This is a genomic window from Streptoverticillium olivoreticuli subsp. olivoreticuli (assembly GCF_003391135.1).
GTDB classification, from domain to species: Bacteria; Actinomycetota; Actinomycetes; order Streptomycetales; family Streptomycetaceae; genus Streptomyces; species Streptomyces blastmyceticus.
This window is the reverse complement of sequence record NZ_CP031455.1, coordinates 8,464,795-8,481,109: the sequence shown is the minus strand read 5'-3', so window position 1 is coordinate 8,481,109 and position 16,315 is coordinate 8,464,795. Positions and strand designations below refer to the sequence as shown.

At 72.1% G+C, this 16,315-nt stretch carries 9 protein-coding genes and 1 pseudogene; 4 read left to right on the top strand and 6 right to left on the bottom strand.

The annotated features are described in order from the left end of the window. The first annotated feature begins 395 nt into the window (after window positions 1–395). From DXZ73_RS36275 to DXZ73_RS36260, 4 genes are all read left to right on the top strand, one after another. A complete protein-coding gene (locus DXZ73_RS36275; protein WP_240351650.1) occupies window positions 396–4,343 on the top strand; it encodes a Pls/PosA family non-ribosomal peptide synthetase in 3,948 nt (1,315 codons plus the stop codon). A gap of 57 nt (window positions 4,344–4,400) precedes the next feature. Continuing rightward, window positions 4,401–5,765 carry an aspartate aminotransferase family protein gene (locus tag DXZ73_RS36270; RefSeq protein ID WP_116215159.1) on the top strand — a complete coding sequence of 455 codons (1,365 nt, stop codon included), beginning with the start codon at window positions 4,401–4,403 and terminating at the stop codon, window positions 5,763–5,765. Window positions 5,766–5,855: 90 nt separating this feature from the next. Then, window positions 5,856–7,127 carry an aspartate kinase gene (locus DXZ73_RS36265; RefSeq protein WP_116215157.1) on the top strand — a complete coding sequence of 424 codons (1,272 nt, stop codon included), beginning with the start codon at window positions 5,856–5,858 and terminating at the stop codon, window positions 7,125–7,127. Next, window positions 7,124–8,365, top strand: a complete 1,242-nt coding sequence (locus DXZ73_RS36260) for a GNAT family N-acetyltransferase (protein WP_116215156.1) — start codon at window positions 7,124–7,126, stop codon at window positions 8,363–8,365. The genes DXZ73_RS36265 and DXZ73_RS36260 overlap by 4 nt, the downstream gene beginning before the upstream one ends. A gap of 18 nt (window positions 8,366–8,383) precedes the next feature. Here DXZ73_RS36260 and DXZ73_RS36255 read toward each other — a convergent pair whose 3' ends face one another. The 6 genes and pseudogenes from DXZ73_RS36255 to DXZ73_RS36235 all read right to left on the bottom strand — a co-directional run bounded on the left by DXZ73_RS36255 (window position 8,384) and on the right by DXZ73_RS36235 (window position 15,992). Next, complete coding sequence (locus tag DXZ73_RS36255) at window positions 8,384–9,103, bottom strand: response regulator transcription factor (RefSeq protein WP_240351649.1); 720 nt, start codon at window positions 9,101–9,103, stop codon at window positions 8,384–8,386. Between the two features lie 80 nt (window positions 9,104–9,183). Then, a complete protein-coding gene (locus tag DXZ73_RS39830) occupies window positions 9,184–10,176 on the bottom strand; it encodes a YncE family protein (RefSeq protein ID WP_275898625.1) in 993 nt (330 codons plus the stop codon). 66 nt (window positions 10,177–10,242) lie between these two features. After that, window positions 10,243–11,664: pseudogene (locus DXZ73_RS39825) on the bottom strand (alkaline phosphatase family protein); the annotation flags it as partial. Window positions 11,665–11,834: 170 nt separating this feature from the next. Then, the gene (locus DXZ73_RS36245) at window positions 11,835–12,272 is read right to left on the bottom strand and encodes a MarR family winged helix-turn-helix transcriptional regulator (protein WP_116215153.1); all 438 of its coding nucleotides are present in this window, start codon (window positions 12,270–12,272) and stop codon (window positions 11,835–11,837) included. Then, the gene (locus tag DXZ73_RS36240; RefSeq protein ID WP_116215151.1) at window positions 12,269–13,990 is read right to left on the bottom strand and encodes an MFS transporter; all 1,722 of its coding nucleotides are present in this window, start codon (window positions 13,988–13,990) and stop codon (window positions 12,269–12,271) included. Before DXZ73_RS36240 ends, DXZ73_RS36245 begins: the two co-directional genes overlap by 4 nt. 130 nt (window positions 13,991–14,120) lie before the next feature. Next, window positions 14,121–15,992 (bottom strand): glycoside hydrolase family 15 protein, encoded by a 1,872-nt coding sequence (locus tag DXZ73_RS36235; protein WP_116215150.1) that lies wholly within the window; start codon window positions 15,990–15,992, stop codon window positions 14,121–14,123. Between the last annotated feature and the right edge of the window lie 323 nt (window positions 15,993–16,315).

The window sequence follows — 16,315 nt, the reverse complement described above, 5'->3', positions numbered from 1 at the left end:
TAACAGGCAGGAGAGCGTGATGCTCTGAGTCGGAATGATCACGACGCCTGCCGGTGTTCGCCGGGCCTGTTTTCATCGGGATATCCGGACATCGGCACCAGATCGAGGCGAATGACCGTTGCCGGACCGCGGATGCGGCCCGGCCGTCACCGACGGCGACTTGTCGAGCGGGGGAATTCATCGGCTCCGTACCACTTCGGGGGCCTGCTGATGCCTGCTCACCGCCGTTCGCCGTCGTTCGCCGCGGAGCAGCAATAAAGCAAGCACATTGCAGAAGTTCGGAACAGGGAGAGGTTATGCCAGAGGTGAGATCGGCTCCCGGACCCGCGCGGCCGGATGATTTTCCGGGGGTATCGCCACCGGCCTCCGCGAACGACGATCCGCCCGTCCGGGCGTTGTCGCAATATTTCGAACGGACTTGTGACAGACACCCGGACCGCACGGCCGTCGTCTGCGAAGGCGCGCAGCTCGGTTACGCGGAGCTCGACCGCCGCGCCAACCGGCTGGCGCATCTGCTGCGCTCACGCGGCGTGACCCAGGGCAGCGCGGTGGGGATCCTGCTCGAGCGGTCCGCCGACACGTATGTCGCGCTGCTCGGGGTGCTCAAGACCGGGGCCGCCTACGTCCCGCTCGACCCGTCGTTTCCCGCCGAACGGCTGGCCTTCATCGCCCGGGACGCGGCGCTGAGCGATCTCGTGACGGCGTCGGCGATGTCCGGACGCACCCGGCAGTTGCCCTGTCCCGTCCTGGAACTCGACCGGAGCCAACCGGAACTGGCCATTCAGCCCGAGGGCCGCCTCGATGTCGACATCCCGCCATCATCGGTCGTCTATGTCATCTACACCTCCGGCACCACCGGCCGGCCCAAGGGCGTGGCGGTCTCCCACGCCAACATCGCCAACTTCCTGCGCGTGGCCACCCCGATCTATCAAGTGCGCGGCGAGGACCGCGTCTACCAGGGGCTCTCGATCGCCTTCGACTTCTCGGTCGAGGAGATCTGGCCGGCCTGGATCGCGGGCGCGACCCTGGTGGCGGGGCCCACCGACGCCCGCCGCGTCGGGCAGGGGCTGAGCGATTTCCTCACCGAGCAGGCGATCACCGTCCTGTGCTGCGTGCCGACCCTGCTGACGACGCTGGAGGCCGAAGTGCCCTCCCTGCGGAGCCTGCTCGTCAGCGGTGAGGCATGCCCACCCGACCTGGTGCGCCGCTGGTCCCGCCCGGGCCGCCGCATCCTCAACGCCTACGGCCCCACCGAGACGACCGTCACCGCCACCTGTGGCGAGCTGCTCCCCCACCGGCCGGTCACCATCGGCACCCCCCTGCCCAGCTATCGCGTCTACATCCTCGACGACCGGCTGCGCCCCGTCGCCGAGGGCGAGAGCGGCGAGATCTGCGTCGGCGGCCCCGGCGTCGCGATCGGCTACGTCAACCGCCCCGACCTCACCACGGAGCGGTTCGTGCCCAATCCGGTCGAGGCGGACCGCGGGGAGGTCCCACGCGTCTACCGCACGGGCGACCTGGGGAAGTTCACCGCCACGGGAGAGATCGAGTACCTCGGCCGCGTCGACACCCAGGTCAAGATCCGCGGCTATCGCATCGAGCTCGCCGAGATCGAGGAGGTGCTCCGGGAGGACGACGCGGTCGAGAACGCGGTCGTCACACCGCTCGAACGCGACGGTGTGGTGCAGGATCTCGTCGGCTACGTCACCCTCGCCGACCGCGCGGCGCGGGGCGCCGACGACGACCTGCGCGACCGGCTGCGCGCCGGGCTGCAGCGCAGGCTGCCCGACTACATGATCCCCTCCTTCGTCGAGGTGCTCCCCGCGTTCCCGATGCTGGCCGCCGACAAGGTCGACCGCGCCGCCCTGCCCGCGCCGGCGTCACCGCCCCTCACCCGCCGCTCGCGGCAGCACGTACCCCCGCGTACGCCGCTGGAGCGGCAACTGGCCGCGGAGTGGCGGGAGGTCCTCGGTGGCGAGGAGATCTCCGTCGAGGACGACTTCTTCTGCGATCTGGGAGGCCACTCCATGGCGGCCGCCCGGCTGATGTCACGGCTGCGGCGGCAACCGCGGTTCGAGGGCCTGGCCATGGGCGACCTCTATGCCCGGCCCACGGTCCGTGGCCTCGCCGCCTGTGTCGAGGCCGGTGCCGCGGCGCCCGCCGCGCAGCGGGCCGACGACCCGTCGCCGCCGGTCCGGCGGCACTCCACCGCCCGGGTCCTGGCCTGCGGCGTCGCCCAACTCGCCGCCCTGTACGCATGGCTGCTCCTGCTCGGCCTCCCCGCGGTCGTCCTGCTCTACCGGCTCCTCCTCGCCTGGCACGTCCCGGTGCGCGGCCTCGCCCCCGGCGGCGCACTGGACCGCCTCGCGCACCTGAGCCTGCCCGGCTTCGTGCTCATGGAAGTCGCCTGGCTGATGGTGAGCCTCGTGCCGCTGCCGCTGCTGGCCGGCCGTCTGCTGATGCTCGGTGTCCGGCCGGGGTGGTATCCGCTGTGGGGCGTCACGTATCTGCGGTTCTGGCTCCACGGGAAGGTGGTCGCCTTCTCCCCGCTGGCGGTGCTGACCGGCTCGCCGCTGCTCGCCCCCTGCCTGCGGCTGCTCGGCGCCCGGGTCGGCCGGGGCTGCCACCTGTCCGCGGTCCTCGGCCTCCCGTCCTTCGTGGAGATCGGCGAGGGCACGAGCATCGGCTACGGCGTGCGCGTCCAGCCGTACGTGGTCGAAGGCGGCCACATCCGGCTGGCGCCCGTGCGGATCGGTTCCGGCGCCTTCGTCGGCACCAACAGCGTCGTCATGGCCGGTGCCGTGATCGGCGACCGGGCCTCGGTGGGCGAGCAGTCCCTCGTCCCCGCCGACCAGGCCGTTCCCGCGGACGAGCACTGGGCCGGGTCGCCCGCCGCCCGCTGCCCCGCCGTGCCACCGCTCCTGGAGAGCATGGCGGCGGACGCCGACGACCGGCCCTGGACCGCCCGCCTGCTGGCCGGGTACGCGGCGGGGGCGCTGCTGCTCACGCTCGTCCCGCTGCTGGTGGCCACGGCCGGTTCGGCGCCCGTGGCGTATGTGGTGTGGCGGTACGGCTTCGGCTGGGCGCTCGTGGCCACGGCCGCGGCCGGGCCGATCGTGGTGCTGACCACCTGTGCGCTCGTGCTGCTCGTCAAGCGCGCCGTCCTGCCGCGCGTGCGCGCCGGGATCCACCCGGAGCGCAGCGGCTTCGGGGTCCGCAAGTGGATCGGCGACGGCATGATGACCACGAGTCTGACGCTGACGCACTCCCTCTACTCCACGCTCTACCTCGTCCCGTTCCTGCGGCTGCTCGGCGCGCGCACCGGCCGCTGGTCCGAGGTGGCGACCGTCAGCTTCGTCGACCCCGACATGCTGATCATCGGCGAGGGCAGCTTCGTCGCGGACGTCTGTGTCGTGGGCCCCGCCGTCTTCCACCGCGGGCGCGTCGCCCTCGCGCCCGCGGAGGTCGGCCGGCGCAGCTTCGTCGGCAACGGCGCACTGGTCCCCGGCTCGTGCAGCCTTGGCGAGAACAGCCTCCTCGGCGTCCACTCCCTGGCACCGACCCGCCCGATCGACCCCGAGACGACCTGGCTCGGCTCACCGGCGATCTTCCTGCCGCGCCGCGAGGCCAGCCAGGACTTCCCCGCCAAGTTCACTTACAGCCCCAGCCGCGGGCTGATCGCGGCGCGGCTGGCCGTCGAGTACTTCCGGGTGACGCTGCCCGGGACGCTCGCCGCGCTCGGGGCGCTCGGCAGCCTCTGGGCCTCGGTCCGGCTCGCCGAGGCCCTGCCGCCGTGGGCGCTGCTGCTCCTGGGACCGGCCCTGTTCCTCGCGGTCGGCGTCTCCTGCACGGTGGCCGTCGCCCTGCTCAAGTGGCTGGTCATCGGCCGCTACCGGCCGCGCGTGGAGCCCCTGTGGGGGGTGTGGGTGCGGCGTACGGAGCTCATCACCGGCCTGTTCGAGAACCTCGTCGTCCCGGCGCTGGTGAACTTCCTGACCGGCACCCCCTGGATGGCCCCGGTCCTCCGCCTCTTCGGTGCCCGGATCGGCCGGAGGGTGTGGCTGTCCACGACGTACCTCACCGAGTTCGACCTGGTCGAGATCGGCGACGACGCGGCCGTCGCCGAGGTGACGTCGGTGCAGACCCACTTGTTCGAGGACCGGGTGATGAAGATGTCCGACGTCAGGGTCGGCGCGTCGAGTTCGGTCGGCACCCGCTCCGTCGTGCTCTACGACGCGGAGGTCGGCGACGGTGCCCGCCTGGACGCGCTGTCCCTGGTCATGAAGGGCGAACGCCTGCCCGACCGGTCCCGGTGGCGCGGCATCCCCGCCCGCCCCTGCTGACACCACGGGGCGACACCCCGCCGCCCCTGTCCCTCTCACCCCTTTTCGGAGACAGTCATGGCACCCCTCGTACAGCGTGGTACGTGGACCGAGCCGCACGTCGACGGCGCCCTTCCCGGCCCCTGCTCCACCGAGCTGCTCGACCGGCAGCAGCGGCGGGAGTCCAACGCCCGTACCTACTCACGGCACTTGCCCATCGCCCTCGCGGAGGGTTCCGGCAGCTTCGTCGAGGACGTGGACGGCAATGTCTTCATCGACTTCCTCACCGGCGCCGGAGTCCTCTCGCTCGGCCACAACCACCCCGAGCTCGTCCGGGCCGTGACCACGCAGCTGGGCCTGCTCACCCACGGCCTCGACTTCCCCACCCCGGCGAAGGACGCCTTCATCGAGGCCCAGCTGTCGATGCTGCCCGCCCCGATGCGTGACAGGGTCAAGATGCACTTCTGCGGGCCGACGGGGGCCAACGCGGTGGAGGCGGCGATCAAGCTCTGCAAGATCGCGACCGGCCGTGGCGACATCGTCTCCTTCCAGGGCGGATTCCACGGCAGCACCCACGCCACCCTGTCCCTCAGCGGGCTCCTGGCACAGAAGCGCAACGTCCCCAACAGCATGCCCGGCGTCCACTTCTTCCCGTACTCCTCCTGCGCCAGGTGCCCGGTCGGCCTGGCACCGGACACCTGCGCGACCAACTGCGTCGAATATCTGGAGCGTTCGCTTCGCGACAGCAACGGCGGCGTCCCGCTGCCGGCCGCGGTGCTGCTGGAGATGGTCCAGGGCGAGGGCGGCATCGTGCCCGCCCGCGCGGACTTCGTCCGGCGCGTGCGGGAGCTGACCCGCGAGCTCGACATCCCTCTCGTGGTCGACGAGGTGCAGACCGGCTGCGGGCGCACCGGCACGTGGTTCGCCTTCGAGCAGTACGACATCGAGCCGGACGTGATCGTCGCGTCCAAGGCGCTGAGCGGGATCGGCACCCCGATCGCCGTCATCATCTACGACGCGAAGCTCGACACCTGGGCGCCGGGCGCGCACATCGGCACGTTCCGCGGCAACCAGCTGGCCTTCGCCGCGGGCACGGAGGCGGTGCGCATCGTCCGCCGCGACGACATCCTCGGCAACGTGCGCCGACGGGGCGAGCAGATCGCGGACCGGCTCACCGCGCTGCTGGTCAACCCCTGGGTGCACGAGGTGCGCGGCCGCGGCCTGATGTGGGGCATCGAGCTGGCCGACCCCACGACCGGACGGCCCGCCTCCGCCTTCGCGGCCGAGGTCCAGAGCCGCGCGCTGCGGGGCGGTCTGATCGTCGAGCTCGGCGGGCGCGACGACTGCGTGGTGCGGATCATGCCGCCGCTCAACGTCGAGGCCGACGTCGTGGACACCGCCTGCTCGATCCTCGTCGACGCCGTCGAGGCCGGTCACCCGTAGCCCTGGTCCGCCCCGGGGCGGCCGGCACCGGCCGCCCCACACCGAGCGGCCGCCCACAGCCGGGGCGGCCGCTGGAGGAGGCCCACCCTCATGGCTCTCATCGTCCAGAAGTACGGCGGCTCCTCGGTGCGGTCCACCGAACGCATCAAGCGTGTCGCCGAACGCGTCGTCGCCACCCGCGGGGAGGGCCACGACGTCGTGGTCGTCCTCTCCGCCATGGGCGACACCACCGACCGACTGCTCGAACTGGCCCGGCAGGTCAGCGACCTGCCCTCGCCCCGCGAACTGGACATGCTGCTCACGGCGGGCGAGCGCATGGCGAACGCGCTGGCCGCGATGGCGATCCACACCCTGGGCGCCGACGCGTGCTCCCTGTCGGGCCCGCAGGCCGGGGTGCTCACCACCTCGGCGTACGGCAAGGCGCGGATCGTCGACGTCACGCCGCGGCGGGTCCGGCAGGCGCTCGACCGCGGCGCGATCGTCCTGGTCGCCGGATTCCAGGGACTCAGCCCGGAGACCGAGGACATCACCACGCTCGGCCGCGGCGGATCCGACACCACGGCCATCGCGCTCGCCGCCGCGCTCAAGGCCGACGTCTGCGAGATCTGCACCGACGTCGACGGCGTCTACACCGCCGACCCCAGGATCGTGCCGGAGGCCCGGCGCCTCGACCACATCACCTTCGAGTCGATGCAGGAGATGGCCGCGAGCGGTGCGAAGGTCCTGGCGCTGCGCAGCGTGGAGTACGCCCGGCGGTGCGGCGTGACCGTGCACGTCCGCTCCTCCTGCCACACCGGGCCCGGCACCACGGTCTCCGGCTCGGCGGACGACGACCGCGGGGAACACGGGGACCACGGCGCGGTCACCGGCGTCGCGCACGACGTGTCGTGCGCGAAGGTCGCCGTGACGGGCGTGCCGGACCGTCCCGGCACCGTCGCGCGCGTCTTCCGGGCCGTGGCCGACGCCGGGTGCGAGGTCGACACGGCCGTGCAGAACGTGCCGGAGCCGGCAGGCGGGGTCAGGGACATCACCTTCCTGCTGCCCGGGGACGGCGCGCCCGCCGCGGTGGCCGCCCTCCGGGAGATCCGCGCCGGGACCGGCTTCGCCGAGGTGCGCCAGGACGACGACGTCGCCAAGGTCTCCGTCATCGGCGACGGCATGCGCGCACACCCCGGCGCGACCGCGACCTTCTGCGAGGCGCTGGCCGAGGCAGGGGTGAACATCGAGATCATGTCGACGTCGGAGATACGGATCTCCGCCGTCTGCCGGACCGCGCGCCTGCACGACGCGATACGCGCGCTCCACCGGGCCTTCGGCCTCGACAAGACGCTGGACAAGACGGAGGCGGTAACGACCGAATGAGCACATCGCCGGCCGCGGCGTCCCTCAGGTTCCGGGAGGTGCCCGAGGCCCACCTCGACCGCGCCCTCGACCACGCCGGTCTCGTCTTCCACGAGAACTACGAGGACGAGCTGCGGGAACGCCACCGCCGGACCCTCCTGCGCTGCGACCGCCTCGGCGCCTACGAGGAGGGTCGGCTCGTGGGCCTGCTCGCCGCGCACCGCCTCCACCTGTCCGTGCCGGGCGGCCAACTCCCCTGCGCCGGGCTGACCTTCATCTCCGTGGCACCGACCCACCGCCGCCGCGGAGTCCTCTCCGGCCTGCTGGAGCGGCTGTGGCGGCACTGCGCCGCGACCGGGCGGCCGCTCGCCGCCCTGTGGGCCTCCGAAGCCGCCATCTACGGCCGCCACGGCTTCGGGGCCGCGACGGCCCTGTCCACCGTCGAGATCGACTCGCGGCGGCCGCTCGGCCTCCGCATCGCCCCCGACCCCCGCCCGCTGCGCCTCGTCGACCCGGCCGCGGCGCCCGCCCTCCTGGCCCCTCTCCACGAGAGGGGCCGTTCCCTCCGGGCCGGGCGCCCCGCCCGCGACCGGCGCTGGTGGCGCGAGCAGGTCCTGCCCGAGGAGGACGAGGACGACGACGAGCTCGGCCCGCCACGCGTCGTCGTGCTCGGCGACGGCGCACCCGCGGGCTACGCGGTCTACCGCACCCGCGGCGGTGACGACGACGGGGCGCCCGGCCTCGTCCAGGTCGACGAACTGGAGGCCGGGACGGCGCCCGTGGCCGCCGCCCTGTGGAGCTACCTCGCCTCCATCGACCTCACCGGCAGGGTGCGGGCCTGGGGGCGCCCCACCGACGACCCGCTGCTGCTGATGGCGGCGGACCGCGACCAGGTGCGCGTCACCGGGCAGTTCCCGGCGCTGTGGCTGCGCCTGGCGGACGTACGGGCCGCGCTGACCGCCCGCTCCTGGGCGACCCCCGCCGACCTCGTCCTCGACGTGCGCGACACTCGGATCGCCGCCAACCACGGCCGGTTCCGCCTGGCCGTGGCCCCGGGCCGCTGCGCGTACGAGGCGACCACCGGCCCCGCCGACCTCGCCCTCGACGTATGCGACCTGGCCGCCTGCTATCTGGGCGGCACCCTTCCCACCCACCTGGTGCGCGCGGGGCTCGCCACCGAGCGCACGGCGGGCGCCGCCGCCGCGCTCGACGCCGCGCTGCGCACGGAGTACCTGCCGTTCACCGACGACGAGTTCTGAAAACCGTACGCCCTGATCTCACGCCCCCGGATTCCGCGCTGAAGGGAAGCGGGCGCGGACCGTGAGGCCGTCGCCCTCGACGGCGGCGATGCGGTAGCCCGCGCCGGGGACGGTCTCGACGGCCTGTGGTTCCCCCAGCTTGGCGCGCAGCTTGCTGAGGGTGACGCGGACGGCGTTGGTGGAATAGCCGGTGTCCTCCTCCCAGACCTGTTCGATGAGGTCGTCGTTGCTGACGACGGCGCCTTCGGCGCGCAGCAGTGCTTCCAGTACGGCGAACTCCTTGCGGGACAGCGCCAGCCGGTGGCCAGCGCGGGTGGCGCTGCGCCGGGCGGTGTCGACGACGATCCCGGCCCGTTCGAGTACGGGCGGCAGGGCGGGGCGGGTGCGGCGGCCGAGCGCGAGGACCCGGGCGAGCAGCTCGTCGTAGGCGAAGGGCTTGGAGAGGTAGTCGTCGGCGCCGAGGGCGAGCCCTTCGACGCGTTCGCGGACCGTTCCGGAGGCGGTGAGCATCAGGACGCGGGTGAGCAGGCGCTCACGTACGACGTGGCGGCACACCTCGTCGCCGTGCAGGCCGGGCAGGTCCCGGTCGAGCACGAGCACGTCGTACTCGCCCAGGCTCAGCCGCCGGAGCGCCTCCAGGCCGTCGCCCGCCTCGTCGACGGCGAGGGCGTCGCGACGCAGCCCCTCGGCGATCATTTCCCGGAGGAATTCCTCGTCCTCCACCACCAGAACTCGCATGTGCCCCTCTCTACCGGAAGCCGGGTTTCGGCGTTGTTAAGGTCCGCCGTCAGGGAGCGGACGCGGCCCCCGGCACCGGTTCAGGCGAGCGCCAGCCCGCTCGGTGAGGTCGCCAGGCCCAGCGGGGTGCTGCCGACGACCTTCAAGGTCTTCGCGTCGATCGCGTCGAGGGTGCTGGAGGCGTTCGTGGAGACCCAGACGGTGTCACCGACCGCGATGACGGCGGTCGGAATGTGCTTCACCCGCACGGTGGCGATCCGCTCGCCGGTGGCGTCGAGCACGGTGACGGTGTCGTCGTTGGCGCAGGTGACGTAGACGCGTGCGCCGTCCGGGCTGACCGCGACCTGCCAGGGGCTCCTGCCGACGCTGACCCGCAGGCTGACCCGCAGGCTGCGGCTGTCGATGACCGACAGGGTGTCCTGCCGGGTGTCGACCACGTAGACGCGTCTGCCGTCCGGGTGCGCCGCGACGCCGCCCGCCCGGCCCTGGCCCGCCAGGGTCCGTCTGGTGCCGCCGTCCTCGGTGTCGACGACGGACAGGCCGTCGGTGCAGGTGACGTAGAGGGTCCTGCCGTCGGGGCTCGGCGCGACGCAGCGCGGGGCGAGGCCGGTCCGCCAGGTGTCGCAGACCTTGTCGGTCGTGGTGTCGATCACCGAAAGGGACCGTGACCCGTCGGGGCCGGGGTCCGGGCCGGTGTCGGCCACGTAGACGTACGCGCCGTCAGGTGCCGTCGCCACACCGTGCGGGTACAGGCCGACGGTGACGGCGGTGACGATGCGGCCCTTGGTGGTGTCGAACACCGAGACGTCGCCCGCCCCGGAGTTGCTGATGTAGAGCTTGCGGCCGTCGGGGGTCCGGGCGATGCCGAAGGGGTTGATCCCCGCGTCGACGCTCGCGACCAGCGCGTGGCTGCGGGGGTCGACGACGGAGACGGTGTTGCTGACGATCCCCGCCGCGTAGACGTGCGTGCCGGTGAGGGGGCCCGTCTTCGGGGCGGAGTCCTGGATGCCGGGGAAGTTCGTACCGGCGGTGCCGTGCGGGAAGTCGCCCTTGTGGGTGGTGTCGTTCTCCACGATGCGGCTTCTGGCGTACGGGCGGGTGCCGCCCTGCGTGCCGGGCCCCACCGGCGCCGCGGTGGCCGGCCGGCGGTCCGCCTCGGAGTCCTGGTGCGGCGGGCTCTGGTCCGCGCCCGGGAACTCGGCCGGCGGCAGGGTGGCGACGTCGTGCTCCGCTCTCCACAACTCGTCCCTGGTGCTGGGCAGTTCCGGGAAGGGCCGGGGGCTCGGGAGGCCGAGTGCCGAGGTGAGGTCGCCGAAGGCCCGGCGTCTCCAGGCGCTGATGTTCGGCTCGCGCACCCCGGTGACCACTTCCAGGAACCGCAGGACCGAGGTGTGGTCGAAGGGCTCGCTCGCCACGAAGCCGCCCTGGGTCCAGGGCGAGACGATGAAGCACGGCACGCGGATGCCGCCGCCGATCGGGAGGCCGCCGACGAACTCGTCCGCGGTGCCCGGGGGTGGCATCGGCGGTACGACGTGGTCGAACAGCCCGTCGTTCTCGTCGTAGTTGACGATGAAGACGGTCTTGCGCCAGACGTCCGGGTTCGCGGCGACCGCGTCCAGCTGCTGGGCGAGGAAGTCGGCGCCGGACGCCGGGAGGTAGTCGGGGTGCTCGCACTGCGGGGAGGTCGGGATGATCCAGGAGACGGTGGGCAGGCGGCCCTCGCGGGCGTCGCTCGCGAACCGGTCCGCCGGGGCGATCGTCAGGCCGTGTTCGTAGAGCGGGTCGCCGGGAGCGGCGTCCTGGAAGGACTTGAAGAACTCCAGGGGATTGCAGCCGTAGTCGTCCTCCTGCTGGTACACGTGCCAGGAGACGCCCGCCTTGGTGAGGCGCTCGGGGTAGGTCGTCCAGCGGAACGGCTCCGGGATCACATTGCTGATGATGGGTCCGCCGAACCGGCCGCCCGGGTCGACCGTGCCGGTCCAGTGGTAGAGCCGGTTGGGCCAGGTCGGCCCGAGGACGGAGCAGTGGTACGCGTCGCAGAGCGTGAAGGACTCGGCGAGCGCGAAGTGGAAGGGGATGTCGTCGCGTTCGTAGTAGCCCATGGTGTACGGGCCGTGCTGCTCGCCGTCGGCCTTGCGGTGCGCGGGGACCCAGTTGTCCATCCGGCCGCCGTTCACCGCCGCGTGCTGCACCTTCCAGGCGTGGCTGGTGGACGGGATGGCCTGGGAGCTCGTGGTCAGGGTGTCGAGGTGGAACGGGAGGAGGTAGCCGTCGGGGTTGGCCGGGTCCGGCTGGTAGAAGACCGGGCGGCCGCCGGGCAGGGTCACCGCGTGCGGGTCGTCGAACCCGCGGACCCCGCGCATGGTGCCGAAGTAGTGGTCGAACGAGCGGTTCTCCTGCATCAGGATCACCACGTGCTCGATGTCGCGCAGACCACCCGGATCCCGGACCGGTTCCGCCATCGCGCGCCGCAGGTTCGGCGGCAGCAAGGACGCCGCGGCGGTGAGTCCGCCGATTCCCAGTGCTGATCCGAGCAGCCGCCGACGGGAGAGCTCAGCCATGGTCCACCTCGGTGCCGAAGGGAGGGAGCGCGCGCCAGCACACACCATGCGGCCCCCGGGCACAAGGGAGAACACGCTTCCCATCGGTCACCCGGCGGCAATTCGGCCGGAAGCGACCGGGGTTCGGCGCTACCGTGGACGGTCCGCCGCCCGGTGTCGACCCGTCGCGTTCACGGCCGGTCCAGCAGGAGTTCCAGCACGCCGACGGCCGAACGGAGCGTCTCGCGCTGTTCGTCGGTGAGGCGCGCGATGCGTCCGGCCAGCAGCTCCGAGCGCTGCCGGCGCAGCCTGGCGAGCAGCGCTCGCCCCTCGGGGGTGACGGTGACCAGGTGGGAGCGCCGGTCCTTGGGGTCGCGCTGCTTGGCGACCAGGCCCTTGCGCGTCAGGACCGCGAGGGTGCGGGTCATCGAGGGCGCGGCCACGGACTCCCTGGCGGCCAGCGCGCCGAGGCGCAGGGGCCCGTGCTCCTCGGTCCTGGCCAGGGCGGACAGCTGGGAGAAGGTGAGGTCCTGACCGCTGGACGCCTGGGACATCTGCCGGTACAGGCGGGCGATGACCAGCCGCAGCCGGGTGACTTCGGCCGCTTGCGCGTCCGGGGGCAAGGTCACGGCTTCGACGCCTCCTTCGTGTGCCGGCCGCGGATCAGCGACGCGGCGGCCGCCACCAAGGACATCACTATGGCGAGGGAGAACACCACGACGAGGCCGTCGTGGAAGGGGCCCGAGATCAGATGGGGGAAGAACTGCCGCCCGGTGAGGGTTGCTTGGTGGCCGACTGGGAGCTGCGCGAGGACGTGCGGGCCCAGCAGTTGGCGGATCGGGTTGTAGCCGAGGAACGCGGCGAAGAGCGTGCCGACGGGTGGCAGAGAGGCGATGGAGTGGGCGGAGGCGGGCGGCACGCCCTGCGCGGTGAGGCCGGAGCCGAGTGCGCCCGGGAGCGAGCCGGCCAGCCCGGCCACCATCAGGGTGAAGAAGACGCCGATGGAGAGCACCATGCCGGCGTTCTGGAAGGTGGCGCGCATCCCGGAGGCGGCGCCCCGGGCGTCGGCGGGCACGCTCGACATGATGACCGAGGTGTTCGGCGCGGCGAACAGCCCGCCGCCGAGCCCGTTGAGGAAGACCAGCAGGGCGAACGCCCAGTAGGAGAAGTCGGTCGGCAGGAAGAGCAGCCCGGCGAAGGACATGGCCATGACGACGAAGCCCGCGGCCGCGAACGGCCGGGCCCCGAAGCGGTCGGAGAGGTGTCCGGCCAGGGGGGCGGCGGCGAGGAAGCCCACGGTCAGCGGTATCAGGTAGATGCCCGACCACAGCGGGGTGGCGGCGTAGTCGTAGCCGTGCAGGGGCAGCCAGATCCCCTGGAGCCAGATGATCAGCATGAACTGGAGGCCGCCGCGGGCGATCGAGCCGAGGAGCGCCGCGGCGTTGCCGCCCGCGAAGGCCGCGTCGCGGAAGAGCCTGAGCGCGAACATGGGCTCGGCGACGCGGGCTTCGACCAGGCAGAAGGCGATCAGCAGCAGGGCCCCGCCGATCAGCCCGGCCAGCACCCAGGGGTTCGTCCAGCCCATGGTGTGGCCAGCGTAGGGCTGGATGCCGTAGGTGATGCCCGCCAGCAGCGCGGTGAGGCCGAACCCGAAGGTGATGTTGCCCCACCAGTCGACGCGGGCGGGCCGCCGTACTCCGGTCTCGTGCAGGGAGCGGTAGGCCCAGACGGTCCCGAGCAGGCCGATCGGCACGTTCACCCAGAAGACGCTGCGCCAGTCCCACTCGGCCAGCAGGCCGCCGAGCACCAGGCCGATGAAGGAGCCGGCGATGCCGGCCACCATGTTGACCCCCAGCGCCATGCCGCGCCGGTGGGCCGGGAACGCGTCGGTGATGATGGCCGCGGAGTTGGCCATCAGCATGGCGCCGCCGACCGCCTGGACCACGCGCCAGCCGATCAGCCACAGTGCCCCGCCCCCGCCTCGCAGCGGATCGACCGAGAGGATCACCGAGGTCACGGTGAAGACCAGGAATCCGGCGTTGTAGATCCGCACGCGCCCCCAGATGTCGCCCATCCGCCCGAGCGACACCACCAGCACGGCCGTGATGAGCATGTAGCCCATCAGCATCCACAGCAGATAGCTGACGTTCCCCGGTTGCAGAGGGTCGAGCCGGATGCCGTTGAAGATCGCGGGCAGTGAGATCAGCACGATGGACGCGTTGATCGTCGCGATCAGCGTGCCCAGCGTGGTGTTGGACAGCGCCACCCACTTGTAGCGCGGGTGCTCCGTGTCGAGCCACTGCGCGCGCCCCGCCCCGCGCTGTTCGGTCCCGTTCCTCGCGGTCATGACCGGCCGCCTCCCGCCCCCGAGATACTTAGCCGTTGTCAACTAATTGTCCCGCGGCACGCCACGGCCGTCCATGGGAAGAACCTGTGTATCCGCAGGTCGGAGCGGAGGCCGGGGCTCCGGCCTGCCGTCAGCCCGTGTTCCAGTTCCGGGCGGCCACCCCTCGGTGGGCGCTGACGGCGCGGTCGAGGTTGGTGGCGGCGCTGATCAGGGCCAGGTGGGTGAAGGCCTGCGGGAAGTTGCCCAGGGCTTCGCCCGCGGGGCCGATCTCCTCGGCGTAGAGACCCACGTGGTTGGCGTGCGAGATCATCTTCTCGAAGATGTAGCGGGCCTCGCCGACCCGCCCGGCGCGGGCCAGGGCTTCGACGTACCAGAACGAGCACAGGTTGAACGTGCCCTCCTGGCCGGCCAGCCCGTCGGATCCGTCCGACTGATAACGGTGCACGAGGCTGTCGCTGACGAGCTCGTCGGAGATGCGGCGCACGGTGGACAGGAACCGCGGGTCCTTGGGACCGGTGAACTTCACCAGCGGCATCACCAGCAGCGAGGCGTCCAGCACGGAGCTGTCCGGGTACTGGCAGTACGCCCCGAGGTCCGGCGCGTAGCAGTGTTCCTGTACGTAGCGGTAGGCAGCGGCGGCGGTGTCGCGCCAGCGCTCGATCGGGGCGGGCATGCCTCGGTGGCGGGCGATGCGGATCGCCCGCTCGAAGGCGACCCACGTCATCAGCGCGGAGTAGGTGAAGCGCTGCCGGCCGCCGCGGGTCTCCCAGATCCCGTCGTCCGGGTCCTCCCAGTGCTTCTCCAGCCATTCCAGCTGCCGGGCCAACGCCTCCCACAGCTCGTAGGAGATGGGCTCGCCGTGCTTGTTGTAGAGGTACACGGAGTCCATCAGCTCGCCGTGGATGTCGAGTTGGACCTGCTGGGCGGCGGCGTTGCCGATGCGGACCGGGCGGGCCCCGCAGTAGCCCGACAGGTGGCCGAGCACGGTCTCGGGCAGGTCGGGCCTGCCGTCGATGCCGTACAGGACCTGCAGTCCGGTGCCCGGCGGGGCGTCCGCGCAGCGCTGGTGCAGCCAGTCGACGAACGCGGCGGCCTCCTCGGTGAAGCCCAGGCGCATCAGCGCGTAGAGGGTGAAGGCCGCGTCACGGATCCAGGTGTAGCGGTAGTCCCAGTTGCGGCCGCCGCCGGGGGACTCGGGCAGTGATGTGGTGGCCGCGGCGACGAGGGCGCCGGTGGGCTGGTAGACGAGGAGTTTCAGGGCGAGCGCCGAGCGTTCGACCATTTCCCGGTAGCGGCCCTGGTAGTTGGAGTGGCGCAGCCAGCCGTCCCAGTAGCGCAGCGTGTCGTAGAGCAGCCGGGTCGCCTCGACGCAGTCGATGGGCCGCAGGGCGTCACCGCCGAGGGTACCGTCGCCGTCCCACTGGACCGCGAGTTCCAGCGACTGCCCGGCATCCAGGGTCACGGTCGCGCGGGCCGCGCCGCCGTCGGCGCGCAGGGGGACGGACGAGCGCAGCGCCAGGCTCCCGGCGGAGCTGGCGAAGACGGCTCCGGCGCCCTCCACCACGGTCACCTCGTGCGGGGCGCGGGCGTAGTCGAACGCCGGGCGGCAGTACACGTCCACGGTGGCCCGGCCGCGCAGCACGCGCACCTGCCGGACGATCTGCCGGATGCCCGCGGCCGGGCAGGACTCGTGATCGGGCACCATGAAGTCGTACAGCTCCGCGACCGACTGCTGGGCCAGGAACCGGGTCAGCAGCACATTGGAGTCCGGCATGTACAGCTGCTTGGTGTGTTCCACCTCGCGGACCGCGACGGAGAACGTGCCGCCGTGCTCGGCGTCGAGGAGGGAGCCGAAGACGGAGGGCGCGTCGAAGCGCGGCAGGCAGCACCAGTCGATCGTGCCGTCGACCCCCACGAGCGCCACCGTGTGCAGGTCGCCGATGATCCCGTGGTCCTCGATCGGCAGGTAGGCGGAGCGCTGCGATCCGGCTTCGTGCTTCATCTGTCCCTCCTCGCCGGGACACCACCCACCACACCACCCGTTATACCTCCGCTGCGGCTGAGGCGCTCAGGGCGGCCGCACCGGCCGGATGGGGAGGTGGGCATGATGTCGCGCTCCACGGAACGGGATTCACGTATCGCGACACCGTGAACACTGTGAGCGATCACCGCGTACCCGTCGATGCCTGGCGTGTTCCTCAGCCGCATCACCGACATCCGCCGTTAACGTGATCCCCGCGCGGTCACCTCGCGCCCCACAGCCCCCACGCCTTGAATCAACGGGGTGTATCGCCCATGGCGGACCTGGCATTCATCGGTCTCACC